Genomic DNA, 26,384 nt, shown 5'->3' with positions numbered 1-26,384 from the left:
ACTGATGGAAATTCTGAAAGTCTCGGGCGTGAACAAGGCCTTTGGCGGCCTGAAGGCCCTCAACAATGTGAATCTGGCCGTTGAAGAAGGTATGGTTCATGCCATCATCGGACCCAACGGTGCGGGAAAGTCGACGCTTCTGAATTGTTTTGTCGGCCGCCTCATTCCCGATACCGGCTCGGTCATGTTCGGCGATACCTCGCTGATCGGGCTCAAGGCGCACAAGATCAATCAGGCTGGCGTCTCCCGGGTGTTCCAGACACCTGAAATCTTCAGCGACCTGACGCTACTGGAAAACGTCATGATTCCGACCATGGCAAAGCGGGATGGCGAGTTCGCGCTGCACGCCTTCAAACGTCTCGACAGGGATGCCGAGATCCTGGACAAGTCGATGCACATGCTCGAGGACGTCGGTCTTGCCGAAAAGAAGGACATGATCGCCGCGTCCCTGTCACGTGGTGACAAGCGACGCCTGGAGCTTGCCATGTGCCTGGTTCAGGATCCGAAGCTGCTGCTGCTGGATGAACCCACCGCAGGCATGTCGCGCGCCGACACAAACAACACGATCGATCTCCTGAAACGCATCGGCGATCGCGGGATCACCAAGGTGGTGATCGAACACGATATGCACGTGGTCTTCTCGCTTGCTGACAAGGTTAGTGTGTTGGCACAAGGCACCGTGATCTGCGAAGGAAAACCGCAAGAGATCAAGGGCGATCCCCGCGTTCAGGAAGCTTATCTGGGAGGAGCACACCTGTGACCATCACTGAAGACCAGTTCTCGGGCGGAACCGCGCCGGGTGTGCAGCCGCGCAGGGCGCAAGGAACCGCGCCGGCGTTCTTTTCGGCCTGGGACGTGCACGCCTATTATGGCGAAAGCTATATCGTCCAGGGGGTGAATTTCGACGTTCGGGAAGGCGAGATCCTCGCGTTGCTCGGCCGTAACGGCGCGGGAAAGACCTCCACGTTGCGGACAATCGCCCGCATGGACAATCCCAACCTGACCCATGGCGAAATCTGGCTCGATCACAAGCCGCTGCACGAAATGAAGAGTTATCAGGCAGCAAGACTGGGCGTCGGACTTGTGCCGGAAGACCGTTGCATCATTTCCGGCCTGACCGTTGAGGAAAACCTCCAGCTGTCCCAGATCGCCGAACCGAAGGGCTGGTCGATAGAGCGGATCTACGATCATTTCCCGCGCCTTGCAGAGCGCCGGGCGCAGGACGCCGTGACCATGTCCGGCGGCGAGCAGCAGATGCTCGCTCTGGCTCGCATTCTGGCACGTGACATCAAGCTGCTTCTTCTCGATGAGCCTTACGAAGGTCTGGCGCCGGTGATCGTGCAGGAGATCGAGCGCATCCTGGAAGGCGTCAAGGATCTGGGCATAACCACCATCATCGTCGAGCAGAACGCGATCGCGGCTCTTCATCTGGCTGACCGCGCAGTGATTCTGGACATGGGCGAAGTGGTGTTCGACGGAGCGGCGCAGGAAGTGCTCGACAATGCCGAACTGCGGCAGGAGTACCTCGCCATCTAGCCGGATTTTCTTGGCGGCTTTTCCATGCGCCAAGAAAAGACGAATTGGATAAGCAAGTTAAGCTGGTTTGCTGGCCTCTGGATGAGGAAGTTGCTAGCGAGTTTAGCCCTCGGATCTCAAAGGCCGGCGCGACCAGCGCCGGTCTTTTTTTGTGGACAGTTTTGCCAATGATCGGTGTGCGGGATCAGCGTGTTGCAGCAAAAAGCGGCCGCAGCCTATAGTTCGAGCGCCGATTTCCGCAATTCTTCAACCGGGGATAGCCTGTGAGCGTCTTTAGAACCGAATTGCCCAGCCTGGTAGGCTTTCTGTTATTCGCAGCCTTCACCCTTGTCGGTGACAGCCTGAAACCTGAAACGGTTGGTGTCAGCGTTTCGCTGATCCTTCTGGGTGTGATTTTCGCCGCTGTTCTGTGGTGCGCCTTCTCTGTGGTGAGGCACGCCGGGTGCCTTGCAACGATCTTCGGCGAACCCTTCGGTACCCTGATCCTGACCCTTGCCGTGATCGGCATCGAGGTCGCCCTGATCGTCGCGATCATGTTGTCCGGCGACGCCGTGCCGACGCTGGCGCGTGAAACCATGTTTTCCGTGGTGATGATCGTCCTGAACGGACTGGTCGGCCTTTGCCTGCTGCTGGGGGGGTTACGTCACAAGCACCTGACCTACAATCTGCAGGGCGCGAACGCGTTTCTTTCGATTCTGGTGCCGCTTGCGGTCTTTGCTCTTGTACTGCCGAGAATGACGCAATCCGCTCCGGGAGGTGCGCTTTCGGGTCTTCAGACCGGCTTCGAACTGGTAATGTCTGTTTTGCTTTACGGTGTCTTCCTCGCCATGCAGACCGTCACCCACAGCAACATTTTTCGTCAGCCGGTTGCTGGTGACGGACCGGTTGCTGAGGGCGCTAAAGTGGAAGAAGACGACGATGGGCATCATGGCGGTGAAGTCCGGTCGGTCTCCTTTCACATTTTTGGGCTTTTCGGCGCGCTGCTGCCAATCATTCTGCTTTCGAAGAAACTCGCGCTTTATGTGGATTTCGGCATGGACGGACTGGGGGCTCCATTGGCGCTGAGCGGCTTCATCGTCGCCTCTCTCGTCCTGATGCCGGAAGGCCTGAGCGCCTTGCAGGCTGCGGTCGCGAACAAGCTTCAGCGGGCAGTCAATATCTGCCTCGGCTCCGCTGTGGCGACCATCGGCCTCACGGTTCCGGCGGTGCTGCTTGTCGGGTGGATAATGGGTCTCAAGGTTGAACTGGGCCTTGAAACGCCGGAAATCATTCTCCTGCTCCTGACGCTTGTCGTCAGCATGCTGACCTTCGGCGCCCGGACAACCAATTATCTCCAGGGCGCGGTTCACTTGGCGCTGTTCGCTGCCTATGTGATGATGATTTTCGATCTGGCCTGACGCAAGATGCGCCGGTACGTTTGAAACCTCCATCTACTCAGACGGGCGATCGACGCCGATGGAACTTCCGTTGTTTCTGACATGGGTAGACGGATGTGATGTCCAGCCCACCTCTCGACCGATACAGATTGGCCCTTGATGCTACTCCTGTCCGAAGACCAAACCCGCGACGCCCTGCTTTTTCCGGATCTGATCGATGCGCTGGCGGACATGTTCCGCACCGGCTGCGAAATGCCGACGCGCCACCATCACGACATGGAGGTGCCCGGCGAGCCGGACGCTACGATGCTCCTGATGCCCGCCTGGCTGCCGGGAAGCTTTGCCGGGGTGAAGGTCGTCAATGTCATGCCGGGCAATTCGGCGCGCAATCTGCCGGCCGTCTCCGCGCAGTATCTTCTGTCCGATGCGCGCACCGGCGCAATGCTGGCGCTGGTTGACGGCGGTGAGCTGACGGCCCGCCGCACCGCAGCCGCATCCGCCCTGGCAGCGCGCTATCTGGCGCGTTCGGACGCCCGGCATCTGCTGGTGGTCGGGGCCGGCCGTCTGGCGGCCAACCTGGTGGAAGCTCACATGGCGGTCCGGCCGATAGAGGAGGTCACCGTCTGGGGGCGCTCCCTGGAAAAGGCCGAAGCGCTCGCACAAGACCTCAGGGGGCGGTTTCCGGTGACGATCCAGGCGGCTGAGAACCTTGATGAAGCGCTCGGCAATGCGGATATCGTCAGCGCGGCGACACTGTCGGTCGAACCGCTGATCTGCGGCAAAGCCGTGAAACCGGGTACCCATGTGGATCTGGTCGGGGCGTTCAAGCCCAGCATGCGCGAAAGCGACGATGAGCTCATCCGGCGGGCGCAAATCTTCGTCGATACACGCGATGGCTGCCTCTCCGAGGGAGGTGACATCGTTCAGCCTCTCCGCTCCGGAGTTCTGTCGAAGGACGACGTCAAGGCGGACCTTTACGAGCTGTGCCGGGGAGGGCATCCGGGCCGTCAGTCCGACGCGGAAATTACCCTGTTCAAGTCAGTCGGTGCGGCCCTGGAAGATCTGGCCGGTGCGATCCTGGCCTTCCGCAATACGCAAGGCTGAAAACGCTCAGCCGAGTTCGAAAGTGGTGATACCGAACATCTGATCGAGCGGCAGGTCCGGGGCCGGTCCGCGATACATGCGGAATGTCTCGAACTCCGGCGAGAGCTCGTATTTTTCCGCAAGCAGCAGCGCGGCCGCATTGGGCTCCGGAGTGTCGAGAACGATCATCTGACCCTTGACCTGCCCGGCGAGCGCGCGAAAGAGCGTATCGGCGATTTCGGGCGTATCGGCAAAGAGCGGCCCTATCTTGTAGCCTTCATGGCACTGACGGATGACGCCATAGCCTTTGACAATGCCATCTTCTGCGAAAGCGAAGCCTCTGCGGGTCTCGAGCATTGGCGCCGTCCAGAGTTTCAGGAAGTCAAGCCGCGGGCCGGGAAAGAACCGCCGGTCATAGTCGCGGATCGTCGGGAAAATTCCCTGACCGAGCGGCGCCAGGCGCGGGTCCATCGGCGTGTCGCACAGGGACATGCCGGCCTGACGGATATTGCGGTAAACCGGCTTGAAGCCGTGTTCTGCATAGCTGGCGGTCTGTTCCTTGACCGCATCGAGGCCCAATAGCCTCGGTCCGAGATGGTCCAGGGCCTGCTGCCAGATCCGATGGCCGTAGCCCTTCTGGCGGTGGCCGGGCTTGCAGATGTAAAACCCGATAAAACCGAAATCATCGCCGTAGCGCACGGCGGAAATGACAGTGACGAGCTCGCCTGCAACCTCGCCGGCAAAAAAACCGTCCGGATCGGCCGCATAAAAGGCTTTTCCGTCCTCAAGACCAGGATTCCAGCCCTCTTGCCGGGCCATCTCGAGCGCAATCTGCATTTCGTCTTCCCGCAGGGCACGGATCTCAAGGGCTTCGGACATGACGGCTCCAGGTGCGTGGTTTTCTATACAGCTTGCGGCAGACTAATTTGACTCGGGGGGATTTGAAAACCGCTCCGGGCCGTCAAACCGCAGACGTAAAACATAAATCCCGACTTTCGGAGGGAACCCGGCTTGCGTCCAGGCAGCAAGTGTGCATCAATTTACCAAAGGTAATGCTCTCATACATTTCAGCGAATTGAGGGAATTATCTCGGGCATCAATCAATTTCGGGGGCAAAGGCGGCAATCGGGCCGGATCGAAAGCAGTGTGCGGTCCGTCACAGACCGGCAATGGCTCGAGGGTCTAAAAGAGAAGTACGGATTTCAACGTTGAGGACGTTATGACGAAACGGTACAATCTGCCTCTCGCTACTCGACATGCCACCAAAGTGGTTTCGAAGCCCGCCGTCCGCTTGCGGCGAGCCGTGCGCTTTGGCCTGTTCAGCCTGCCGCTCGCACTGGCGTTGGCAGGGTCAACCGCACTTACTGCCACCGCACAGGAAGCAGGCCGCAGGGTCGCCCTCGTGATCGGAAATCAGGACTACCAGTATGTAGAGCCGCTGGTAAATCCGCAGAACGACACCAAGGAAATATCGCGGATCCTGCGAGAAGCCGATTTTGATGTCACGCTCGGGCTGGATCTCGACAAGAAGGACATGGAGGAGGTCGTCCGCCGGTTTCTTCGCGAACTCAAGGACGGCGACACGGCGCTTTTCTATTATTCAGGCCATGCCCTTCAGGTCGGTGACGCGAACTTCATTCTGCCTGTCGATGCAAAACTGGCGTCGCAATACGATCTGGAATTCGAAAGTCTCAAGGTCTCCCACCTGCTCGACTACATGAAAGCCGCCTCCAGCCTGCAGATCGTCATGCTGGATGCCTGCCGGGACAATCCCTTCGAAATCGCAAGCCTGTTCTGGGGAGAACAGGAATATGCGCTTGGAAAGACCAGGGGGCTCCGCCGCATACCCAACAAGCTTGGAACCTTCATCTCCTATGCCACCCGTCCGGGCCAGGTCGCCTATGACGGGGACGGACCCATGAGCCCGTTCACGTCTTCCGTGGTCGGCAACGCCCTCGATCCGAAACTTGAGATCAAGGACCTGATGACCAGGGTCCGGGACGAGGTTGTCCGCAAGACCGGGGGGCAGCAGATCCCTTACGAGGATTCAACGCTTGTCACCAATTTCTATTTCGTGCCGCCTAAACCGGAACCCATCGTCACGGCACATCACCGTGTCAGCGTTTCCGTAGGCAGCACGGCCGTTGCGCTCAATATCCCGGCCCCCGTTCAACCGGAAGGTGGAACGCTCGAAGCCACGCTGACCCTGGCGCCGGAAAAGGGAGAACTGCAGCTGGCGGATGGTAAATCCGTCGCCGAAGGCGATGTTCTCAAGGCTGAAGAGCTTGCCGGTCTGCAGTTCGTTCCCACCGGCGCAAATGCCGGCAATGTGGAACTGATCGGCTACGAAGTGAAGGACCAGTGGGGCAGCAGCGTCTCTGCCATCGCCTCGATCACGGTTGCACAGGCAGCCACACCGGTCGTTGAAGACGATCAGCAGGAAGACCGAAAAGCGCGTTTGGCGGCGGTGCTGGCCTGGCTGACGGAAAGATCGACCACCGGTACCGTGGAGGCCGACATCGGCGTCGGTCCGGTTGAGGTCTATCCCGAAGCGCCGGTGGAAGGACTTCCGGCAACCAGCGACTGGCTGAAGGTCGCATCCGTCGATACCGATCTGCAGCTTTCGTCCGAGGGCCGTCTGCTTCAGGCCGGAGATCGTTTTCCCGTTTCGGCGCTGGCGTCGCTGACGGTCCGGCCGCAGATCGGCAGTGAGCGGGAAGCGCAGGAATTCAAGCTGGAGCTCCCGAATGAAACCGGCGGCGCTCTCACGACCATCACCCAGATCGTTCAGCCGCGTGTGGACCGTTGCGATCAACTGGCAACGCAGCCGTTTGATCTTCAGGCGGTGACGGAAGGACGTCTGGCGAACGATCTCGATCCCCAGGCAATCGACACTGCCTGTGCCGCGGCAATGGAAGCCTATCCGGAAATCGGCCGCTTCGTGTTTCAGCGCGGGCGCGGGGCGTTCGCGGAAGGCGACCTCGATCAGGCGATCGCCTATTTCGAGCAGGCCTACCAGATGGGGCATGTGCGTGCCGGACAGGTGCTCGGCCGCATGTATTTCCTCGGCGCCGGAATTGACCGGGATCAGGAAAAGGCCGTGGAACTTTACCGCAAGGCGGCCGAACGTGGCGACGCCTATGCGCTGCATTCGCTCGGACTGGCCGAGATCCGGGGAGACGGGACCGCCCAGGACGAAAAGGACGGTCTGGAAAAACTTCTGCAGTCCGTCGAGGCCGGGCACACGTTTTCCTACAATGCCATCGGCGGCTTCTATCTGAACGGCGAGCACGTGGCCGAAAACATCGACAGGGCCGTTTATTATTACAACAGGTCAGCCGGTCGGAACGACATTTACGGCTTCCTGAACATGGGAACGCTTTACCGGGACGGCAAAGGCGTACCGCAGGATTATGAGGCTGCGCTGGGTTGGTTCAAGAAGGCCCATGAAGGCGGACATCCCGCTGCTGGCACCGCCATCGGCCTGCTTTATTTCAACGGTCAGGGCGTGGAAAAGAATCCCGTGGAAGCGACAAGGTGGTTTCGTGAAAGCGCCCAGCGCGGCGATGCCTGGGGTGCCTTCAACACCGCGTTCATGCTGGGCGAGCAATCGGGAGAAGCTGCCGGTCGCGACCGGATAAGAATGCTGGCCATGGCCGTTGCCGTGGACCCGTCCTCACAGGCGGCGGAAAAAGGCAGGGAAGCGCTCGGCAAGGCGAACCGTGGGCTCAAGGCCAAGGTGCTGCAGCAGGCGTTGACGGATCTAGGCTACGAACCCGGGCCGGTGGATGGTCAGCCGGGCCGCAAAACCCGGGAGGCCCTTAAAGATTTCTTCAAGGCTTCCGGTCGGCAGCCTGTTCAAGGGGATGAAGCATTGATCTCGTTGGTCAAGCACCAGTGGGAACAAGATCGCCCGCGCTACGATTTGTTTTAAGGAGAAGGATTATGAAATTTTCAATCCAATTGCTGCCCGTGGCCGGGCTGTCCGTATTGATGCTCGCCGGGTGTCAGACACAGCAGGGTGCGACGCCGCAGGCCGTCAGCGCGCAACCGGCGCCTGTCCGAGCAAACGCCGCCACTCCAGCCGTCGTCGATCCGATCAATGACCCGTCTATGCGGGACAACGACAATGGCGGCGGCGGCGGCGGCGGCGGCGGCGGCGGTGGCGGTGACAGCCCCGGTGGTGGCGGTGGCGGCTCCTGGGGCTGACCCGAGCAAACCCTGATTGAAGAGACAATCCCATGGGAATTCCGTTTCGTACAAGAACCGGGCAGTTGATCGCGCACGGCTGCCTTGGACTTGCCTGCCTTGCATTGCTTGCCGTCCCGTCGTTTGCGGGCGAATGGCGGGCTCTTGTCATCGGTGTCGATGCCTACGAGCACGTCTCGCCGCTGAAGGGTGCGGTCAATGATGCGCGCGACATCGCCGAGACGCTTGAAGCGGCCGGCGTACGCGACCTGACGGCGCTCTATGACGGTGAGGCCACTCGCGCCGCAGTCCTGTCGTCCTGGGAGGGATTGATCTCACGGTCCGGTCCGGACGATGTCCTTGTCTTGTCCTATGCCGGGCATGGGGCGCAGGAGCCCGAGTGGCTGGCGGGCTCGGAGGAGGACGGGTTCGACGAAGTCTTCCTGCTGGCGGGCTTCGATGTGGCTGCACCCGGCAACGGTGAGCGCCTGCGCGATGACGACGTGGCCGCCATGCTGCGTGCCGCCGGCGGACGCAGCGTTCTGGTCCTGGCCGACAGCTGTCATTCCGGAACCATGACCAGGTCGATCGATCCGCGTATCAAGCGGCTGGGAACGCGTCTGGTCGGGCTGCCTCCTTTTGAAGACGATGTATTGAGATCGACACCCCTGCCTCCGGTCCTGGCGCAGGCGGGTGCCCCTGGCAAGGATCTGGAAGACCTGGACAACGTCATCTATGTCGGCGCGACAGTCGACGGTCAGGTAATCCCGGAACTGCTCATCGGCGGCAAGCCGCGCGGGGCGCTGAGCTGGGCCTTCGCGCGCGGCGTGGAGGGAAGAGCGGATCTGGACCGCGACGGCGGCATCACCATGGCCGAACTTAGCCGGTTCCTGAAGGAAACCGTGCGCGTGGCGACCGAGGGCCGTCAATCCCCGAGCCTCAGTATCGGCGGTGAGACCCGTGCAGCGGTTCTGCCCAGGGTCGATGGCGCGATATTCGACCGGAAAGCAAGCGAACTCACCCTTGCCGCAAGCACCGGGACCGCCGATCCTCTTCTTGAAAGCCTCTCCCTGCAGCATGAAGGGCGCGTGAAGGTCTCAGGGGAGGGCAATGCCGATCTCTTCTGGGATGTGGAAGAAGGGGATGTATTGACCAAATTCGGCGACGTGGTTCTGCAGGGCGGGGCCGGGAATGCCGACCGCTTCTCAGACGTGGTGACCAAATGGGTCTTCCTCACCGACCTTTATACCCTCTCCAGAGACTTGCAGCCGATTGAAGGCACGTTGCAGCCTTCCGTCGGTCACATATCTGAGGGCTCGCCTTTCAAGGTAGGCCTGACGTCCGGACAAAACGGGTTTATGGCTGTTTTCGCACTGGAAGCGGACGGGACACTGCGGGTGCTGGCCCCGGACAGGATTGCGGATCCTCTCGGCAAGGACACATCCGTTGAGGCGGGCAATCCCTATGTGCTCAATCTGCGCGCGGGCCTGCCGTTCGGAGCCGATCACATCGTCATGGTACGTTCGTCCAAGCCCATGCCCCGGCTTGTCGGGGTTCTGTCCGCGCTGGATGGCCGGCCGCTTAACGCCGAGCTGCTTCCACAGATGCTGAAACTGATCGACGAAGCCGCGGACGCCATCGGCATTGCCGCTGTTTATACCCAGCCTGCCGGATAGTTCGATAACGAACGCGACAGATGCGTATCCCGTTGTTGCCTAAAACCATTTATGTGACCATAGCCACACTTGTACCGCCATTCCTCTGATATAACTTGGCTCATGAACGGCGCTGGGCTCGACAAGGGCGCAGGGTGCCAGTGGACAAAAGACGTGAACCAAAGACCTGGTCCATAGACTTGGGAGACAGTCATGACGCATTCGCTAAAACGCGCCCCTGTCCGGCAAAGCCTTTACGCCACCGGACTGGCGGCAGCCATCACATTCGGGTTTGCCGGATTGTCGGGTCCGGCACTTGCCGATCCGATCGCGCTGATCCTCGATAAATCCGAGGCGGTGCAGGTTTCCGCCTTCACGGAACTTATGCCGGGAGACGTGGTTGATCTGGGGTCCGAGGGGCATATCGACCTTCTCGACTACGCCGCCTGTCAGGAGGTCCGCGTCAAATCCGGCACAATCACCGTTTCCTCTTCAGGCTTTGCTCTGGATGGTGGAGAACAGGAGGTTCTGCGGGCAGGCAATTGTCTCCAGGCAGATAGCGGCACCGGTGACGAGACTGCGGACAAGGGACTGACGGTCACGCTGCGCGGCCTTGCGCTTGAGAACAAGAAGGCGGCTTCGCTGATGCTGCGCTTCGACGACAGGCTGCGCGATCAGTACGACACGGTCTTTGTCTCCTTTGAAGGAGGAGAGCCCAAGCGGTTCGATGTTCTCGACAACATCATGACCGAGATGCCGGACAGGGAAGCTGAAAATGAAGCCGTCGAGGTCGAGCTCTTCCTGCAGGGCAAGGCTCCCGACTATGGTGTGGTCATGCGTAAATTCACGATTGATCCGGCGCAGGTCGGACGGAAAACAGCTGTAGTCATCGTGAAATGACGTCGGGCGGCCGGATTGCGGACGCAGCACTTGGCCGGAAGACGCTTTTTGCCGTCATCGCCCTGGCAGCGGTATGTGCGGGCGTAGCCATCGGGTTGACAGCCAAAAGGGCCGTCTGGGAAGGTTGGGTTACCGACCGGCTTTTCCAGATCCGGGCGATGCTGACACCGGGACAGGAAGACGCTCCCGTGCCGGTGGTGGTGATCGGCCTGGACCAGATCGCGCTTGCCTCCGAAAGACTTGCCCCCATTCCGCGTGTTCTGATGACCCCCGTCATGGCGGAAGCCGGACAGGCGGTCCTCGACGCCGGCGCGCGCGCGCTGGGCTATGATTTCGTTTTTGCTTATAGCGCCGATGCCTTCAAGGACCTGGAAACCGGCGAGGCGCGCCTGAAGGGCTTCGACCAGCCGTTCCAGAGGTTCCTTTATCGGAACAGGGGCAGGGTTTTCATCGCCCATACCGAGGTCGGTGTGCCGCATCGCTCCTTTTCCGCCGCGGCCGGTGCAGGCGGTGTGCGCTCGGTGACGGTCTCCGCTGAAAATGACGGCGTGGTGCGCAGGCACTCTCCCGACTTTCCGTTGTCGGACTCTTCCTCGCTCATCGACGCCCTGATCGCTTCGACCGGCGCCGAGGTTCCGGAGGCCTACACCGCCATTCCCTCGGCGAGGCTTGCCACCTCCACGCCATATCTATCCGTGCTCGATGTCTTGAAGATGCAGGAAAGCGAAGCCGGCAGGCAGGAACTGAACCGGTTCGTCGACGGCCGGATCGTCCTTTTCGGAGGTTTGCTGCCCTATGAGGACGAACACCTTTATTCCGACCGCTTCCTGCCGCGAACTCCCGCCGATCTCGTGGAAACGGGGGCAAGCGGGCGTCCGCGGGTTCAATCCTATACTGCCGGTGTTTTCATCCTGGCGGACTTGATCGCGGCGGCCCTGTCGGATCGGATGGCGGTCTCGCCTTCCCGGGGCACGCTTCCGGCTCTTGCCCTGGTGTTTTCCATTATTGGTGCCGCCACCGGCTTGCTCCTGCCGCTGTTCGCGCTGCCGTTCATGGCGCTCGGCGGTATTTTAGCCGGTCTCGGCGTCACCCTTGTAGGCTTGGAGGCCGGTGTCCTGTTGTCTCCGGGCGTAGCGCCCGTTGCTTGCGTCAGCGCGATGGTCGTTGCCGGCATCGGCAAGGTCGGAATCCTGCAGCGCCGGCAGCGTTCGCTCGTGCGTCTGTTCGGCCACTACCTGGCGCCGGACGTCATCAAACAGATGGCGCAATCTGAACAATTGCCTGAACTCGGCGGCGATACGCGCAACGTGGTTGTCGCCTTCATCGACATTGTCGGCTTTACCAAGATGTCCGAGAAGCTCGCCGACAGGGATGTGGTCCGGGTGGTCAATTCCTGTTTCGATGCGATCGGTCAGGTGATTACCTCGCACCAGGGATATATCGACAAATATATCGGTGACGCGATCATGGCGGTCTGGAACGCGCCAAATTTGGTCGAAAACCCGGAAAAAGCAGCTGTCGATGCCGCAAGGGACATTATCGGCAAACTGGATCATATCCGGGAAATCACCGGACAGCCGCCGCTGGATCTGCGTATTGCGCTCAATGCGGGGCCGGTTCTGGTCGGTGACATAGGCGGTGAGCACCGCCGCTCTTTCACGGTGATGGGCACGACCGTCAACACCGCGAGCCGGATCGAAGCCATCGCCAAGGAGAAGAAGGTTCGCCTCGCGGTCAGCCAGTCGGTCGCCGAAAAACTTCCCGGGTCTTATCCTGCGGTGGAAATCTGGTCGGGCCAGTTGCGTGGTCTCAGCACCGACATGTCGGTATTCACGCTGGATATACCTGAAATGTATATGGAAAAAGCCGACGCAGACACTGCTGGAAAGGACGCTCAGGACCGCAGCAAACTGTTGAATTTCCCGCGATAGAACACCTGAATGGGGCGCCATTTTTCCGTTGTGACGAGACTTTCCGGTTTTGCATCTTGATGTCTCCTCCGGCATGATCGTTGAAGCACAAGCTGATTTCCATGGAGTAACCTGCGGGCACATGATCGCCGACAAGATACTTCGACATCTGAAGCTCTTTTCAAGACGTTGGTCCCTGTATGGCTCAATGGCCTGACAATCAGAATCCCGGAGGGCATCGCCCCGAGTTCGACCGGACCATCATCCGTCCGTCCGGCAAGGGATCTGCGACGTTAGAGGACGCCAATGACCGTCCGGACCTGGCTGGTCGCCCGCAAGCACCGGATCGCCCGAAAGTACCGGTGAAAGCGTCGCCGAAGCGATCTTCAAAGCTGTTATACGCCGCCATGGCCATAGGGTTTCTGGTCGTGGGCGCAGGAGCCGGCGGTCTGGCGCATCTTTTCACTTCCGGCGCGATTTCATTCTCGCCGCCTGAAGAAACAGCCACCTCTGACACACCGGACAGCACAGAAGAAGCGGCGACACCCGGTCCGCTCGCGGACGCTTCATCCGCCGCGCAAGAGGCGGGGCAGGGGGAAAGTCCTTCTGTGCCGGAAGAGATCAAGCCGGAACGTCTCAACGAAGAAGACCTGGATATTCCCGCCGATCCTTTTTTCGATATGGCCATGTCCGCCGTCATTCCGCTGGCCGGGGATCCGGTGCTTCTCGGCCGGGGTGCCGCCGCCCAACGGATAGAATTGACGGAAAGACCGGTCCCGGCAAGCGCGTCGCCGGATGATGCCGCCTTCGTGCCTGCGGCAAGCGCTTATTTCCTCGACAGCCAGATGCTGGACGAGGATGGCAATCTGATCATCAGCGCGCCGGGCAGTGAAACCGATTTCCAGTTCGGCAATTTCGGTGGCGGCAGCGATTCCGAAGGGATCGTCGTTGAAGAAGACAGCAGCCAGGGGGATGGCCAGTCACCGGACCTGCCGGTTTTTCTGAAACCGCCAACGGACACATTGAATCTCTTTTTGTCGGAGCGCCCGATAGGCCAGGGGCCGAGCCGTATCGAAATCCGCACCGGAATTTCCGAAGCGACCACGCTGGGCGATTTTCTGAAGGACAACAGCTTTGACGAGGATGCCGGCAAACTTCTTGTCGATTTCGCCGCGAGCGAATTCCAGAAAAGCGATTTGATCGCGGGCGATAAAATCGCGATCAGGGGGGTCAGAATGCCCAACAAGCTCGGGCGTATCGGCGACTATTACCGGCCCGTCCAGATCTCCTTCTACGGTCAGGACGGATATCTCGGCACGGCCGCTTTTTCCACGTCCCGGGATGGCGACACCTATGTTCACGGTGCCGATCCCTGGTTCGGAAAGCCCATCGTTGAAGAGGACATCGCACCCGTAAAGGTCGCGGGCGCTGCAAAGAAACATCGTCTTATCGACGGGCTTTACGCAACGGCGGTGCGAAACGCCGTTCCGGCCTCCATTGTCGGCGAGGCGATTGCCTATCTCGCGCCCACCACGGATCTCAAACGCACGATTGAACCGGATGAACGGTTCACGCTGGTGTTCACCGATATGCCGAGGGACGAAAAGCGCGGCGGCGGCCGTGTCCTGTTCGCTGGCGTGCGCCGGGGGGATGATTGGTCGGTGCGCTGCTATGTTTTGAAAGCCCCCGGCAATCGCGGCTTCGCCTGTGTCAACGAAGGGGGCAAGGTCAGCCTGTCCGGCGCCATGCTGGTGCCAGTGAAGGGGGTTCTGACGTCGAAATTCGGCATGCGCTTTCATCCGATCAAGAAGACGGAGCGCCTGCATGCCGGTGTCGACTGGGCCGCACCGACCGGCACGCCGATCCGCGCGGCCTTTTCCGGCAAGATCACTTATCGGGCTGTCCGGGGCGGCTATGGAAATTTCATAGAACTGACCCACAAGGATGGCATCACCAGCCGATACGCGCATATGCACGAATTCGCTGACGGAATTGAATTGGGATCGGTCGTTCAGGCCGGCGATCTTATCGGTTATGTGGGCACGACGGGATTGTCGACCGGGCCTCACCTGCATTTCGAAATCCGCCAGCGCGGCGAACCGGCCGATCCCCTGGCTTTCGAAATGGAGACCGGTGCGGATGCGCCTCAGTCGGTGGCGAGCAACGACCTCAAGAACTATCGCGTCGCCATCGGCGATATCCTGAGCGTGCAGTAGCGACCCGGCTCCGACCCTTTCACGGAATGATCCGTGCAAGCGTCAGAGCCGGGCACGCCGGTTCGATTTTACTCGGCAGCTTCCGGCTGGATTTCAAGACCGTCGTCACCGGCCTTGATCGCAACCTTTGAAATCGTCTCGCCGTTCATCTGCGCCGTCAGGAATGCGCGGGAAAGTTTGGGCAGAAGATCGTTGGTCAGGATGTTGTCGATCATCCGGCCGCCGCTGTCCGGGTCGCGGCAGAGGGAGACAATATGGGCGACCACATCCTCGCCATAGACAAGTTCGGCCTCCCGGTTTTCCCGGACCCGCTTGACGATCCGGTTGAGCTGAAGGCGAACGATAAAGCCGAGCATGGACGGTGACAGCGGATAATAGGGAATGGTGACGATACGGCCGAGCAGGGCGGGCGGAAACACGTCGAGCAGAGCCGGTCGCAGGGCTTCCGCCAGTTCTTCCACGTTGGGTGCGTTCGGGTCGGTGGCCGCCAGCTCAGGGTCGCTGGAAACCGGAGCGTCCAGCATATGTCTGGCCGCGTTCATGATGATCTCGGTGCCCACATTCGAGGTCAGCAGGATCAGCGTGTTGCGGAAGTCGATCTTCCGGCCCATGCCGTCTTCCATCCAGCCCTTGTCGAACACCTGGAAGAAGATCTCATGCACATCCGGGTGGGCTTTTTCCACCTCGTCCAGAAGCACGACGGAATAGGGCTTGCGCCGCACTGCCTCCGTCAGACGGCCACCTTCGCCGTAGCCGACATAGCCCGGAGGTGCGCCCTTCAGGCCGGAAACCGAATGGGCTTCCTGAAACTCCGACATGTTGATGGTGATCATGCTCTCTTCGCCGCCGTAAAGCGTTTCGGCGAGCGCGAGGGCCGTTTCCGTCTTGCCGACACCTGACGGGCCGCACAGCATGAAAACGCCGATCGGCTTGTCCGGGTTGCCGAGCTGGGCGCGGCTGGTCTCGATCCGCTTGGCGATCATGCCCAGGCCGTGGGCCTGGCCGATTACCCGCTTGGTGAGACTGTCTGTGAGGTTGAGGATCGTCTGCATCTCGTCCTGAACCATCCGGCCGACAGGGATACCGGTCCAGTCGGAGATGATGCTGGCAACGGCCTCATCGTCCACATAGGCATAGACCATGCGGTCGTCTTCCGGGATTTCCGACAATTCCGCCCGCTTGTCCTTGAGGGCAGTACGGATAGCGTCCTCGTCTTCCAGATCGACGTTTAGGTCCAGTTCGATGTCGTCGATGCCCACCAGCGCAGGCTGTTCGTTTTCCGGGTCCTCGATATCCACGCTTTCCGGATGTGGGGCAGGTTCACCGCCCTTCAGCGCAATCAGCGCGGCGTTCAGACGGCGGATTTCCGCTACCAGTTTGCGCTCGCGTTCCCATTCGCCGCGAAGGGTTTCGATGGCGGTCTCTGTGTCCTGAATGGCGGTGTCGAGCGCATCGAGCTGTTCCTGATGCTCCATGCCCAGTTCGGCGTCATTGGTCAGCGCCTGCCGTTCCGTTTCCAGAAAGCCCTTCTTTGCGACCAGGTCCGACAGTTTTGCCGGCTGTGCCGCCTGGGAGATGTTCACCCGCGCCGAGGCCGTGTCGAGAACGCTGACCGCCTTGTCCGGCAGCTGGCGCGCCGGAATATAGCGGTGCGACAGGGACACGGCGGATCTCACTGCACTGTCGAGAATGCGCACCTGGTGATGCTCTTCCATCGGTCCCAGCAGGCCACGCACCATGGCAAAGCATTTTTCTTCGTCGGGCTCATCCACCTGCACGGGCTGGAAACGTCGTGTCAGGGCGGGGTCTTTTTCGAAATGCTGGCGGTATTCCGACCATGTGGTGGCAGCGACTGTGCGCAAGGTTCCGCGCGCCAGCGCCGGTTTCAGGAGGTTCGCTGCGTCGCCCGTGCCGGCCGCGCCGCCGGCGCCGACCAGCGTATGGGCTTCGTCGATGAACAGGATCGTCGGAACAATGGAGGCATGAACCGCGTCGATGACGGCGCGCAGGCGTTTCTCGAATTCCCCCTTCATCGAGGCACCGGCCTGAAGGAGGCCGAGATCCAGCGCGCAGAGGCGCGTGCCCAGAAGGGCAGGGGGAACGTCCCCTGAAACGATCTTCTGCGCAAAGCCTTCCACGATAGCGGTTTTGCCGACGCCGGCTTCCCCTGTCAGGATCGGATTGTTCTGGCGGCGGCGCATCAGTACGTCGATGACCTGGCGGATTTCCTCGTCACGTCCCACGATCGGGTCGAATTCCTTCGCCCGCGCCCGGGCGGTGAAGTCCACCGTGAACTGGGAAAGCGCATCTTCTCCGGCACCGCTGCCCGGGGCACCCTGAGCGCTTTCCGCGGTCGCACCGGGTGCTGCGGACTGGGGGCCGGATCCGTCCACCGGACGGGCGCCGGTTTCCCCCGAGGCACCGGCAATCTTGTCCAGATCGCGCACAAGGACGTCGCGGTTGAGAGATTCCAGGGCGGAGGAATAACCGCGCAATTCGCGCCAGGTGTTTTTGTCGCCCATCATGGCAATCAGCACATAGGCGGACCGGATCTTGTAGTCGCCGTACCTCAAGGTGCCTTCGAACCAGGCCCGTTCGAGCGATTCCTGGAAAGGGGCGGCCATGGAGGGCAGTTCGGTCTGGTTGATTTTCAGCTTCGCGATGGCCTGCTGCAAATCGCCGTCGACCGTTCCTGCATCGATGCCGAAGTGGCGCAGGATATGGACGAAATCCGTGGCCTCGTCGCGCGCGAGATAATAGAGCCAATGGAGGATTTCCAGGTGCCGATGGCCGGAGCTCTTCGTCAGGCGCATGGCCTTTTCCAGGCACTCGTAGCTTACGGTAGTAAGTTTGTTGGCAATGGTTTCAACCAGAATGTCACTCATGATACCGGCCTTTCAAATTTGAGACCTATTGATAAACGGTGGTGTGGCGGCGCACGGGCCGGAAACGGGTATCGGTCAGCATGTCCTCACCCTCTTCATCGATGTCTTCTTGTTCCGCGGCTGTCGCGGCAGGCGATTTCAGCCAGCCGATGTGTCCGAGTGTCGCCGAGTTGCTGCGGTTCATGTGCACCGACGAGGCACAGCGTTTTGGAAGGGCGAGCTCAATTTCGTATTCGACCTCGAGACCCAGATAAAAATCGATGAGATCGAAGAGTTTTTCAGTCCAGGGATTGGGCTTCGTCCGTGTCGGCGGCAGAAACTTGCGATATTCGTCGAGCGACCGGGTGAAGATGCGGATGCGGATCTTGTCGCTGACGCTGTAGACCCTGGCTCCGACAATCGTATCCGCCCCCAACCGGCCTGCGCCACCGGGACCAAGGCCGCCAAGGCTGAGCTGGTCGTCGCTGTCCAGATGCAGCCACGTCCCGACACACTGGTCGATTTCCACCCTGACCCCGAAAACACCGGTGATCAGGCTCTTCAGACGTGCCGCACTTTTCGTCTTGGGCGACATCAGGCCCGTGTAAAGCAGCTTCAGACGATCATCGATGCCGTCCAGGTCGCGGTAGATAGGCGCGCCGAGCCCGATGGACGAGCCGATATAGGACAGGAAGCGGTCGTCATCGGGCCGGTCATGTTGGACGATCGGTCTTGCGTCCGCCCAGGCGCGATAAAACAACTGGATAAAGCGGTTGTTGAAGACATCCAGAAATCGCGGGAATTCGTCATTCCCGCGCAGCCCCGACATGATGGCTTCATCCGTATATGCCCCGGGTAGAGCACCTTGCGGGCCGAGCAGTCCCAGGAAACGTTCCAGAAGGACCAGACCTCCGGAGTTGTCGCGGGTGGCGCGTTCGATCGTTGACGTCGCGAATTCACTGGACGGGTCCTGCCCGAAGCGGACGATGTCCTCCATGAGACGGCGGCTCTTGCCGATGCGGGGCGGTGCAGGTTCTTCTGCCTTTTTGGGACCGTCCAGCCCCGGAGCTTTTGCGCCCGGTGCGGTTTGCCCCTCCAGCATGCGAAGAACCGCCAGAAGATCGTGTCCGCCCGGGTGTTTCTCGATCCGGTCACCCAGGGCGGCCAGAAGCGAAGCATATTGCTGCTGCACGGGAACTTCGATCCTCGGCTCGACGGGAGGCGCAGTGTCTTCGCCGGAGTCCGCCTCCAAGCCGTCTGCCGACGGGAGATCGATACCGGAAGCCGGATCTTCAGGCTGAGCTTTTACATCTTCCGAGCCGGGCACCTGGTCTGGTTGTGGCTCCTGTTCTTCTGAAAGGTCTTTGGGGGGCGATTCTATCGTTTGCGATTTGATCGCCTCGTCAGGATCCGGGCCGGGTTCGATCTCCGGCGATGCGTCGGCCGGAGAACCGGCTTCCACTGCCTCCGTTTCCTCTTCGCGAGTTTCGGCTTTGGCATCGGCATCCGGCCAGACTGTCGGTGCACCGCCGCCGATCCGCAGCACCGTCTTGTCCCGCGCTGAGGCCTTGTCCGGAAGCTCGGGCTCCAGTTCCTGGTCCTGGTCGTCCGCCCCGCTCATAGGATCCCTTTTGCCCCGATCCTGGGCGGCCACTTCATGATCGTTCCCCGCTCGGTCGTGGCGATCACGCATTGGGTAAAGTGATTGATGGAGGCATATTCCGCGACGAACCTGTCCAGCACCGCCCCTATCAGGAAGGCGCTGGTCCCTTCAAAGGCCTTGTCGTCGAGCGTTATGGTGACCTCAAGTCCTCTGGCGACGCCTGTTCCTGATTTCTGCTGCAGTCTGCGAACCACGGGGCGTGTCGAGACGGCGCGCACGGACTGGGCCTGCCGGTCCGCCGAATTATCGGAAAGCGGAGCGAACACGCTCAGTATGTCGCGGAAGGACCGGCCATCTTCACCGGCGGCATCGTGAACCAGGCCGGTATGGTTGAGGGCGAGAATATTGATCAGGCGCCAGGCAATGGCCCCTGTGTGGCCGTCCTCGCCAAGCCTTTCATTGTACGACAGGAGCGGTGGTCTCGGGGCTGTCGGCCCGGCGACGCATTCGACCTTGAGCCCGATATCTTCAAGCACCCGGAAATCGCCGACGTCGGACTTGTCCGGATTGCTGCCGACAGGGAGATCGGCCGCCAGCGCCCGGTTGGAAGCCATCACCTTCAGGGAAAGTTCCGCAAGCCGCTTGTCACCGCTCTGGAGCAGGGCGGCGGCCTGGGCGCCGCTGGAAATCGAAACGAAGGTTTCCGTACCGATGTAGGAGCTTGGCTGCATCCGTCGCAGTTCCGAGGAGGATTGGCGGCGCGGCATGCGGCGAATGGTGTAGAACCACTCATGCCCGGCTTTTTCCGTATCCGGTGCGACGCTGTAGAGCGGTTCGACGGCTCTTTTTTCACCGCCGGAAAAATGCGCGTTGACCTCCGTCACGGAGTGAATCTCGTAATCGAGCGGCCGGGTGCGGTCGGCAATCACCGCGAATTCATGCTGCCCCTTCTTGATCGGCACCCTGTCGGTCTGGCGTTCGAACAGATTGACCGCCGGTGCTGAGTGCAGGGAGAAAATCTTTTGCTCTACATGAGCTGCCAGCCGGGTCTCTGTTTCGTCGAATACAAACACCAGATCGAAGGATTTCGCCTTCACCCGGTCCAGGTAACGGCGCAGGCCCGTGAGGCGGAAACCCAGGAAGCTGCGGGGAAAATTGAAATAATCGCGCAGATAGTCGAAGCCGGTGAACATTCTGCGGTCGTTGCGAAGCAGGGCGTCTTCCTCGTCGAATCCGAGCTGCCTGATGGCATCGACCGGCATCCGCTGAAGGGAGACCTGTCCGAAGGCGTCTTCGGTTCTGAGATAGAGCGCAATTGTATGACCGAAGATCTGCTCATAGACCTTCGCCGCCAGGTCGACAGGGCCGATCAGCCTGACAGGAAGCTCGTCGATCCGGCAACCGGCCACCTGGTATTCCGGCTTCTTGAGTGCATCTTCCGCCGAGACCTCGTTTTCAGGGTCTTCGGACATCCGATGGGTGAGGGTGATCGACAGCCCCGCTCTTGCCCGCTTGTCTTCGGCCATGTCCGCGCCGAGCCCGGAGATCTGGGCTGCCGAGCTCAGGTAGCGGGCCCCGGTCAGTTCAAGCGGTGTCAGGGTAATCGGAGCAGACAGGGTGAAACGGCAGCGCACTTCGCCGCTGCGCTCGCGAAAGACCGCTTCCATGGGCGCATGACGGTTGATCTTGATACCGTTGCGCAAATTCGCATCGCCGTATTTCGGCGTGATCCGGGCAAGCACCATGGACGGGATAGGGGCAAGCGCCGAGGGGTAAAGCTGTTCGAAAAGATTGGACGTGAATTCGGAAAACTCATGCTTCATCTTCAGCTGGACGCGCGCTGCCAGGAAGGCCGCGCCTTCCAGCAGGCCCGACAGCATGGGGTCGGAACGATCTTCCAGGAGACCGCCAAGGCGCTCGGCCACGGCAGGATAGGCTTCGGCAAACGCCGAACCCTGCTCGCGCAGATACGTCAGTTCCTGATTGTAGAGATCCAGAAATTCCCGGTTCATCCCGTCGCCCCGACTATCTTGATGCGGCCGAGGGCGGGATCGACGTCGGCGATGAATTCAGTTCCGATCCGCACCGGATCGCAGCGGATCTCCGCCTTGATCAGAAAACGTACCTTGAAGGTGTCGCTGGCGCCATCTTTGTCTCGAATGACCTGAAGCGTGCGCGGGTCCATGCGCGGTTCGAAACGGATCAAGGCTTCGCGGATATCGTCCGCAAGCCTGTCGATCCGCACCGTGTCGACGATGTGCACCGAAAGGTCCGGCAGTCCGTAATTGAGAATGGAGGTTGTGACTTCCGGAAACTCGGACAGATCTTGGGTGGAATTCAGGTTCACGGTGTTCAGGAGAGACTGCAGGTCGCGCCGGACTTCCGAGATAAGCGTGTGTTCGGTAACCCCGTAGGACCGCGACAGACGGCGGCCGGATCTGATTTTCTGGCCATCTGCAGGGCTCTTCTGGCGGGCCTGGGCGGCCTTGTAGTCCGGGTCTTCCATCGCCCGGAATGCCCACATCAAGGGGGCATGCATTTTTACACTCGATTTAGCCATTGGCCATGCCCACGCTGATTGCTTCCCCTGGTACCGGTACTGTCAAACCGATGCTGCGGCCCAGTCCGAAACCTCGGTGGCCGCCGCATTCACAAAAACAGGCTGCCGCGCCAAAGGCGCGGCAGCCGTGCGGGCCGAAACCCTTATTTCTTTTCGTTTGCCGCGATGTCCCATGCAAACTCCGGAGCCGCGCCCTTCGAGCCGTCCGGCTTCTGTTCGGTGTAGATGTACTTGTACTCACCGAAGTTCAGCGTGATGCTTTCCGTGATGCGGTCGTCAGACCCGCTGCCACCGGTCGAGACATTGGTGACGATAATGTCCTTCATCTCGATCTTGATGTATTCCAGCGGGCTGTCGCCAGCGGCCTTGCGCACAAACATCGTACCCTTCGTGATGTGCTTGCCGGTGGACACATGCTGGAGCAGCACCGGGGTCGATTTATCGACAAATTTGGTGATGCTCAGATCCTGGAAGTGTGCCTTGCCCGAACCGGAACCGCCGCCCATATGCGTGGTGCCGGACTGGGAAGCGCCCCACGACCAGGACAGGACGTCAATCTTGTCCTTGTGGGACTTGTCCTGTGCTTCGCCTTTGATGCCTTCAAGCTCGAGAAAAAAATCGACAGCCATTTTAATAGATCCTCTTGGTTGTTGACGGCCAGGAAAGTCGTTCTGGCGCTAAGTCTGTTATTTCTGACAACTACCTCGGACCTCGCGGTCCAAACCCCTGAGCCGTATGTGGCCCGTTTGTACCTCCACCCGGTGAAATGACCGGGGTGCATCCGCGAGGGATGCTTGCCGGCGGACGGACACCGCCCGCCGGCAATTTCTTGGATCAGTTTCCGTCTTGCGGAATACGGGAGGCCAGGCTCATGCCGATATCCATGCCTTCCAACTGATAATGGGGACGCAGGAAGAACTGGGCTCTGTAGTAGCCGGGGTTTTCCTCGTCCGGGACGATGGTGACCTTGGCTTCCCGAAGCGGTTTGCGCGCCTTGGTTTCCTCGGTCGAATTGTCCGGATCACCATCGACATAGTCCATGATCCAGTCGTTCAGCCACCGCTGCAGCTGCGCCGATTCCTTGGTGGAGCCGATCTTGTTGCGCACCATCACCTTGAGGTAGTGGGCGAAACGGGTGGTCGCGAACATGTAGGGCAGACGGGCGGACAGATTATCGGATGCGGTCGCATCCTTGCCGTCCGGACCGGAGAACTGCCTTGGCTTGAAGACCGACTGGGCACCCAGGAAGGCAGCCTGGTCGGTGTTCTTGCGATGGATGAGCGGGATCAGGCCCAGGCGGGAAATCTCATGCTCCCGCCGATCGGAAACAGCAATTTCCGCAGGGCATTTCTGATCGACGCCGCCGTCGTCGGTTTCGAAAACGTGGGTCGGAAGTTCCTCGACCAGCCCGCCGCTTTCCACGCCGCGGATGCGGACGGTCCAGCCGAATTCCTTGTAGGCCTTGTTGATGTTCGAGGCCATGGCGTAGGCGGAATTCATCCAGGAGTAATTGTCGTGGCTGTCCTCGCCGAATTCCTCTTCGAACGCGAATTCCTCGACCGGATCGGACTTGGCGCCGTAAGGTTGGCGGGCAAGTACGCGCGGCATGGTCAGACCCAGATACCGGGCATCTTCCGATTCCCTCAAGGTGCGCCACTGTGCGTGAAGTTCCGTATCGAAGATCTTCGACAGGTCGCGCTTGGCCGGAAGTTCGGTCCAGCTGTCCATCTGCATGAGCTGCGGATCGGCGGCTGCAAGGAACGGGGCATGCGCTGCCGAGGCGATCTTCGCCATTCCACGCAGGATGGTGATGTCCTGGGCTTCGTGGGAGAATTCGTAGTCGCCGACAAGGCAGCCGTAGGGCTGGCCGCCGAGCTGGCCGAATTCGGCTTCGTAGATCTGCTTGAACAGCGGACTCTGATCCCACTTCGCACCGCGATAGCTCTTGAGAACGCCGGCCAGCTCTTTCTTCGAGATATTGAGGAACCTGAGTTTCAGGGAGGCATCGGTTTCCGACTGGTGGACCAGATAGTCCAGCCCCCGCCAGGCGCTTTCCAGCTTCTGGAATTCCTCGGCGTGAATGATCTCGTTCACCTGGGACGTCAGCTTCTCGTCAAGCTTGGCGATCATCTCGTCGATGGTGTCGTAGACATCGTCCTTGATGAGCGCCTGATCTGACAGGGCTTCGGAAAGGAACGTGGACATCGCGTTGTCGACAAGCGCGTTGGCCGTGTCGTTTTCGGTCTTGATGCGGAAATTCTGCTTCAAGATGGAGGCGAATTCCTCGGGACTTTTTTCACCCGCAGCTTCGCCGGCCGCTGCGCCACTGGTCTGGGCACTGGTTTCCGTGTTGCTCATTTAAGCCTCCTCTGTCCCGCTGCCGTCTTTCGCACTGCCGTCGGACTGCGCTTTTTCCGCATCCATTTGCTGAGCGAGAGCCGCCATCAGGGCCGGGTCCCGGGTCAATTCCTCAAGCTGGCTGATGGCCTGCACGCGGCCGTCCATCATGGTGCGCAAGGCCGCGAGGCTGCGGCGCGCATCCAGGAGCTTTTTCAGGGCAGGAACCTGTTCGGCAACTTTACCTGGCGTGAAATCATCCATGCTCTTGAAGCGGAGCTGGACGCTCAGCTTGGAGTTTTCTTCACCGGAAAGCTTGTCCTTCACCGTGAAGGAGGTACCCGGTTCGATTGCTTCCATCCGCTTGGTGAAATTGTCCATGTCGATATCGAGAAGCTTGCGGTCGTCGATATCCTGCTTTTCCACGCCGGGGTTATCGCCGGAAAGGTCGGCCATGATGCCCATGACGAAAGGCAGCTCGACCTTCTTTTCCGCGTCGAACGGATCCTCGTAGAAAATGTGAACGCGAGGGGGCCTGTTGCGCTTGATAAAGCTTTGCCCACTATTGGATGCCATTGTACTTGCCTTTCGTTTCGCTGACCCGGGTGTAGAAGAGGTCAAATTTAGTCAAATACTCACGCAGGGCATTTTTTGATTTGTTGTTTCGAATCTGCGTTTTGTCTCGTTGGTCACTATGTAAATCGATTGTCTGTCGCGGGGGTGTGATGACAGTCACATGATCGCCGCTTTAAAATTTTTTTCAAATGTTCAGGACCCGAATATTGAGGACCCGTTGGCTCTTTGTGTCAAGAAAGAAGCACTGGAAACGCAGGGGAAGCGGGCCGTCGTCGCGTTTTCTCCTTTTCTCGTGGTCATTCTTCTTCCGGTCTGAGAAACAGGTTGAGCAGGCCCGTAAAAGAGCCGGAGCTCATGTTCTGCGCCTCGTCCAGCAGAAGAGGGATGGGGCTTGTGGGTTCGTTGGCTGAATAATAGCCCTTGACGGCGGCGATGGCCTTCATCGCGTCGTTGCGGTTTTCGATGACCATGACCGAAAATCCTTCGATATCATCGCTCTCCCGATTTTCACCGTCATTGAGATCCAGCAGCCTGTCGTTGGACAGTTGAAGCCCGCTTGTCCCGAGCACCAGCGCCACATCGTCAAACCTTCGCGGCATCAGGATCTTCAGCGCATCGAGATAGGATTTTCCGACCAGGCCCCGTGCTTCGCGCACCAGAAATAGCGCCGGATGTGACGGCTCGCGGGAGGCGAAATAGTCTTCGACCGCGTCAAGAATCAGTTTCGATTGGGCCGCGTTGCGGATTTCCGACTGCGATGCCTGGTCCACCGGGGCAAGGCCGGCATCTTCCTGGCTGCTCTCATCGCCGGCCGCGTCACCGGTTTCCTCCGTCACGCGGCCGAGGCGGGTGTTCAGCTCCCTGTTCATGTCCTGCAGGAGCGTCACGATCTCCTCGTAGACCGGTGGGGCGGCCTTGGCGCCGCTCTGCTGGAGTTTTTCCATACATATGTCGGTGATCGCCTGCAGTTCGTCGGGAAGGTCGGCCAGATCCTTCAGAACTTCGTCGATATCTGCCTGCTCGAGTTCGCCGGAGGTGAGTGCGGCATCGATCGCCCCGAGCGAGACCGTGTGTTCGTCGGGCCTCGCGGTGGCTGTTCCTGCCGCAACCTGTATCGTGCGATAGCTGATTGGTCCCGCCCGGCGGGTCTTGATCAGGGGAGCGGCTTCCAGAGGCAGCATGACGGTCGGACGATTGTTGAGTGCTTCGAGAGCACCCATCCGCTCCATATGGCCAAAATCGGCGTCGGAGGGATGCACTTCTTCCCAATGATTTTCGAGCAGCCGGCGGATAATTCGCACCGAATTGGCAAACAGGTGGATCTGGCCATTGAGAAGACCGAACTGGCCGAGAAGGACGAGTAGTCTGACGTCCCGGGATTGCTTTAAAAAGCCATCCATCTGTTTGAAAAGGTCGGTAAACTCGATCTCGGAACGGTCGAACTCGCTGAACCGCTCCGGCAGCATTTCCTCGCATGAATCCAGAAGCGCGGCAAAAGCGGGTTCGGAGTCATAAAGATCCGGACCGCAACCTGCGCCGGGCGAAACTTCCGTACCGTATGTATCGGGATCGAAATTCAT

19 protein-coding genes are annotated in these 26,384 nt (G+C 60.0%); 10 read left to right on the top strand and 9 right to left on the bottom strand.

Annotated elements, in window-relative coordinates:
* Positions 1-4: 4 nt before the first annotated feature.
* The 4 genes from Q1B40_RS11040 (at position 5) to Q1B40_RS11025 (ending at position 4,016) form a co-directional block, all read left to right on the top strand.
* On the top strand, positions 5-760 hold the full coding sequence (locus tag Q1B40_RS11040) for an ABC transporter ATP-binding protein (protein ID WP_299813848.1): 756 nt from the start codon (positions 5-7) through the stop codon (positions 758-760).
* Complete coding sequence (locus Q1B40_RS11035; protein WP_299813845.1) at positions 757-1,536, top strand: ABC transporter ATP-binding protein; 780 nt, start codon at positions 757-759, stop codon at positions 1,534-1,536. Before Q1B40_RS11040 ends, Q1B40_RS11035 begins: the two co-directional genes overlap by 4 nt.
* Positions 1,537-1,799: 263 nt before the next feature.
* Positions 1,800-2,933 (top strand): calcium:proton antiporter, encoded by a 1,134-nt coding sequence (locus Q1B40_RS11030; RefSeq protein ID WP_299813843.1) that lies wholly within the window; start codon positions 1,800-1,802, stop codon positions 2,931-2,933.
* A 138-nt stretch (positions 2,934-3,071) separates the two neighbouring features.
* The gene (locus tag Q1B40_RS11025; RefSeq protein WP_299813840.1) at positions 3,072-4,016 is read left to right on the top strand and encodes an ornithine cyclodeaminase family protein; all 945 of its coding nucleotides are present in this window, start codon (positions 3,072-3,074) and stop codon (positions 4,014-4,016) included.
* Positions 4,017-4,022: 6 nt separating this feature from the next.
* Here the strand turns inward: Q1B40_RS11025 and Q1B40_RS11020 are convergent, their stop codons facing one another.
* Entirely contained in the window at positions 4,023-4,874 is an 852-nt protein-coding gene (locus tag Q1B40_RS11020) for a GNAT family N-acetyltransferase (RefSeq protein ID WP_299813837.1), read from the bottom strand.
* Positions 4,875-5,214: 340 nt separating this feature from the next.
* Between Q1B40_RS11020 and Q1B40_RS11015 the strand changes: the two genes are divergently transcribed.
* The 6 genes from Q1B40_RS11015 (at position 5,215) to Q1B40_RS10990 (ending at position 14,864) form a co-directional block, all read left to right on the top strand.
* Positions 5,215-7,929, top strand: a complete 2,715-nt coding sequence (locus Q1B40_RS11015; protein ID WP_299813835.1) for a caspase family protein — start codon at positions 5,215-5,217, stop codon at positions 7,927-7,929.
* An 11-nt stretch (positions 7,930-7,940) separates the two neighbouring features.
* Positions 7,941-8,204, top strand: coding sequence for a hypothetical protein (locus Q1B40_RS11010; RefSeq protein ID WP_299813832.1), 264 nt, complete (start codon positions 7,941-7,943; stop codon positions 8,202-8,204).
* Between the two features lie 32 nt (positions 8,205-8,236).
* Complete coding sequence (locus Q1B40_RS11005) at positions 8,237-9,859, top strand: caspase family protein (protein ID WP_299813829.1); 1,623 nt, start codon at positions 8,237-8,239, stop codon at positions 9,857-9,859.
* A 192-nt stretch (positions 9,860-10,051) separates the two neighbouring features.
* Positions 10,052-10,738: a hypothetical protein gene (locus Q1B40_RS11000; protein ID WP_299813826.1), complete on the top strand. Its 687-nt coding sequence runs from the start codon at positions 10,052-10,054 to the stop codon at positions 10,736-10,738.
* Complete coding sequence (locus Q1B40_RS10995) at positions 10,735-12,669, top strand: adenylate/guanylate cyclase domain-containing protein (RefSeq protein ID WP_299813824.1); 1,935 nt, start codon at positions 10,735-10,737, stop codon at positions 12,667-12,669. Before Q1B40_RS11000 ends, Q1B40_RS10995 begins: the two co-directional genes overlap by 4 nt.
* Before the next feature lie 179 nt (positions 12,670-12,848).
* Complete coding sequence (locus Q1B40_RS10990; RefSeq protein ID WP_299813821.1) at positions 12,849-14,864, top strand: M23 family metallopeptidase; 2,016 nt, start codon at positions 12,849-12,851, stop codon at positions 14,862-14,864.
* Positions 14,865-14,932: 68 nt separating this feature from the next.
* Here Q1B40_RS10990 and tssH read toward each other — a convergent pair whose 3' ends face one another.
* The 8 genes from tssH to Q1B40_RS10950 form a co-directional block, all read right to left on the bottom strand.
* Positions 14,933-17,749 (bottom strand): type VI secretion system ATPase TssH, encoded by a 2,817-nt coding sequence (tssH, locus tag Q1B40_RS10985; RefSeq protein WP_299813818.1) that lies wholly within the window; start codon positions 17,747-17,749, stop codon positions 14,933-14,935.
* Between the two features lie 25 nt (positions 17,750-17,774).
* Positions 17,775-19,349 carry a type VI secretion system baseplate subunit TssG gene (gene tssG / locus Q1B40_RS10980; protein ID WP_299813815.1) on the bottom strand — a complete coding sequence of 525 codons (1,575 nt, stop codon included), beginning with the start codon at positions 19,347-19,349 and terminating at the stop codon, positions 17,775-17,777.
* Positions 19,346-21,343 carry a type VI secretion system baseplate subunit TssF gene (gene tssF / locus Q1B40_RS10975; RefSeq protein ID WP_299813812.1) on the bottom strand — a complete coding sequence of 666 codons (1,998 nt, stop codon included), beginning with the start codon at positions 21,341-21,343 and terminating at the stop codon, positions 19,346-19,348. Before tssF ends, tssG begins: the two co-directional genes overlap by 4 nt.
* Entirely contained in the window at positions 21,340-21,891 is a 552-nt protein-coding gene (gene tssE, locus Q1B40_RS10970; RefSeq protein ID WP_299813809.1) for a type VI secretion system baseplate subunit TssE, read from the bottom strand. The genes tssF and tssE overlap by 4 nt, the downstream gene beginning before the upstream one ends.
* 143 nt (positions 21,892-22,034) lie before the next feature.
* A complete protein-coding gene (locus Q1B40_RS10965) occupies positions 22,035-22,520 on the bottom strand; it encodes a type VI secretion system tube protein Hcp (RefSeq protein ID WP_299813806.1) in 486 nt (161 codons plus the stop codon).
* A gap of 205 nt (positions 22,521-22,725) precedes the next feature.
* Positions 22,726-24,249 (bottom strand): type VI secretion system contractile sheath large subunit, encoded by a 1,524-nt coding sequence (gene tssC / locus Q1B40_RS10960; protein WP_299813801.1) that lies wholly within the window; start codon positions 24,247-24,249, stop codon positions 22,726-22,728.
* Positions 24,250-24,804 (bottom strand): type VI secretion system contractile sheath small subunit, encoded by a 555-nt coding sequence (gene tssB / locus Q1B40_RS10955; protein ID WP_299813799.1) that lies wholly within the window; start codon positions 24,802-24,804, stop codon positions 24,250-24,252.
* Positions 24,805-25,100: 296 nt separating this feature from the next.
* On the bottom strand, positions 25,101-26,384 hold the full coding sequence (locus tag Q1B40_RS10950; protein WP_299813795.1) for a type VI secretion system ImpA family N-terminal domain-containing protein: 1,284 nt from the start codon (positions 26,382-26,384) through the stop codon (positions 25,101-25,103).

This window comes from uncultured Roseibium sp. (assembly GCF_947496995.1).
Lineage (GTDB): Bacteria > Pseudomonadota > Alphaproteobacteria > Rhizobiales > Stappiaceae > Roseibium.
Note: the sequence above shows the minus strand (reverse complement) of the source record. Positions and strands in the feature narration are given on the sequence as shown.

Excerpts from the sequence above, each read along its gene's own strand:
- Q1B40_RS11040 (WP_299813848.1), top strand. The coding sequence starts at position 5 with ATGGAAATTCTGAAAGTCTCGGGCGTGAACAAGGCCTTTGGCGGCCTG.
- Q1B40_RS11025 (WP_299813840.1), top strand. The coding sequence starts at position 3,072 with ATGCTACTCCTGTCCGAAGACCAAACCCGCGACGCCCTGCTTTTTCCG.
- Q1B40_RS11020 (WP_299813837.1), bottom strand. The coding sequence starts at position 4,874 with ATGTCCGAAGCCCTTGAGATCCGTGCCCTGCGGGAAGACGAAATGCAG.
- Q1B40_RS11015 (WP_299813835.1), top strand. The coding sequence starts at position 5,215 with ATGACGAAACGGTACAATCTGCCTCTCGCTACTCGACATGCCACCAAA.
- Q1B40_RS11010 (WP_299813832.1), top strand. The coding sequence starts at position 7,941 with ATGAAATTTTCAATCCAATTGCTGCCCGTGGCCGGGCTGTCCGTATTG.
- Q1B40_RS11005 (WP_299813829.1), top strand. The coding sequence starts at position 8,237 with ATGGGAATTCCGTTTCGTACAAGAACCGGGCAGTTGATCGCGCACGGC.
- Q1B40_RS11000 (WP_299813826.1), top strand. The coding sequence starts at position 10,052 with ATGACGCATTCGCTAAAACGCGCCCCTGTCCGGCAAAGCCTTTACGCC.
- Q1B40_RS10995 (WP_299813824.1), top strand. The coding sequence starts at position 10,735 with ATGACGTCGGGCGGCCGGATTGCGGACGCAGCACTTGGCCGGAAGACG.
- Q1B40_RS10990 (WP_299813821.1), top strand. The coding sequence starts at position 12,849 with ATGGCTCAATGGCCTGACAATCAGAATCCCGGAGGGCATCGCCCCGAG.
- tssH (WP_299813818.1), bottom strand. The coding sequence starts at position 17,749 with ATGAGTGACATTCTGGTTGAAACCATTGCCAACAAACTTACTACCGTA.
- tssG (WP_299813815.1), bottom strand. The coding sequence starts at position 19,349 with ATGAGCGGGGCGGACGACCAGGACCAGGAACTGGAGCCCGAGCTTCCG.
- tssF (WP_299813812.1), bottom strand. The coding sequence starts at position 21,343 with ATGAACCGGGAATTTCTGGATCTCTACAATCAGGAACTGACGTATCTG.
- tssE (WP_299813809.1), bottom strand. The coding sequence starts at position 21,891 with ATGGCTAAATCGAGTGTAAAAATGCATGCCCCCTTGATGTGGGCATTC.
- Q1B40_RS10965 (WP_299813806.1), bottom strand. The coding sequence starts at position 22,520 with ATGGCTGTCGATTTTTTTCTCGAGCTTGAAGGCATCAAAGGCGAAGCA.
- tssC (WP_299813801.1), bottom strand. The coding sequence starts at position 24,249 with ATGAGCAACACGGAAACCAGTGCCCAGACCAGTGGCGCAGCGGCCGGC.
- tssB (WP_299813799.1), bottom strand. The coding sequence starts at position 24,804 with ATGGCATCCAATAGTGGGCAAAGCTTTATCAAGCGCAACAGGCCCCCT.
- Q1B40_RS10950 (WP_299813795.1), bottom strand. The coding sequence starts at position 26,384 with ATGAATTTCGATCCCGATACATACGGTACGGAAGTTTCGCCCGGCGCA.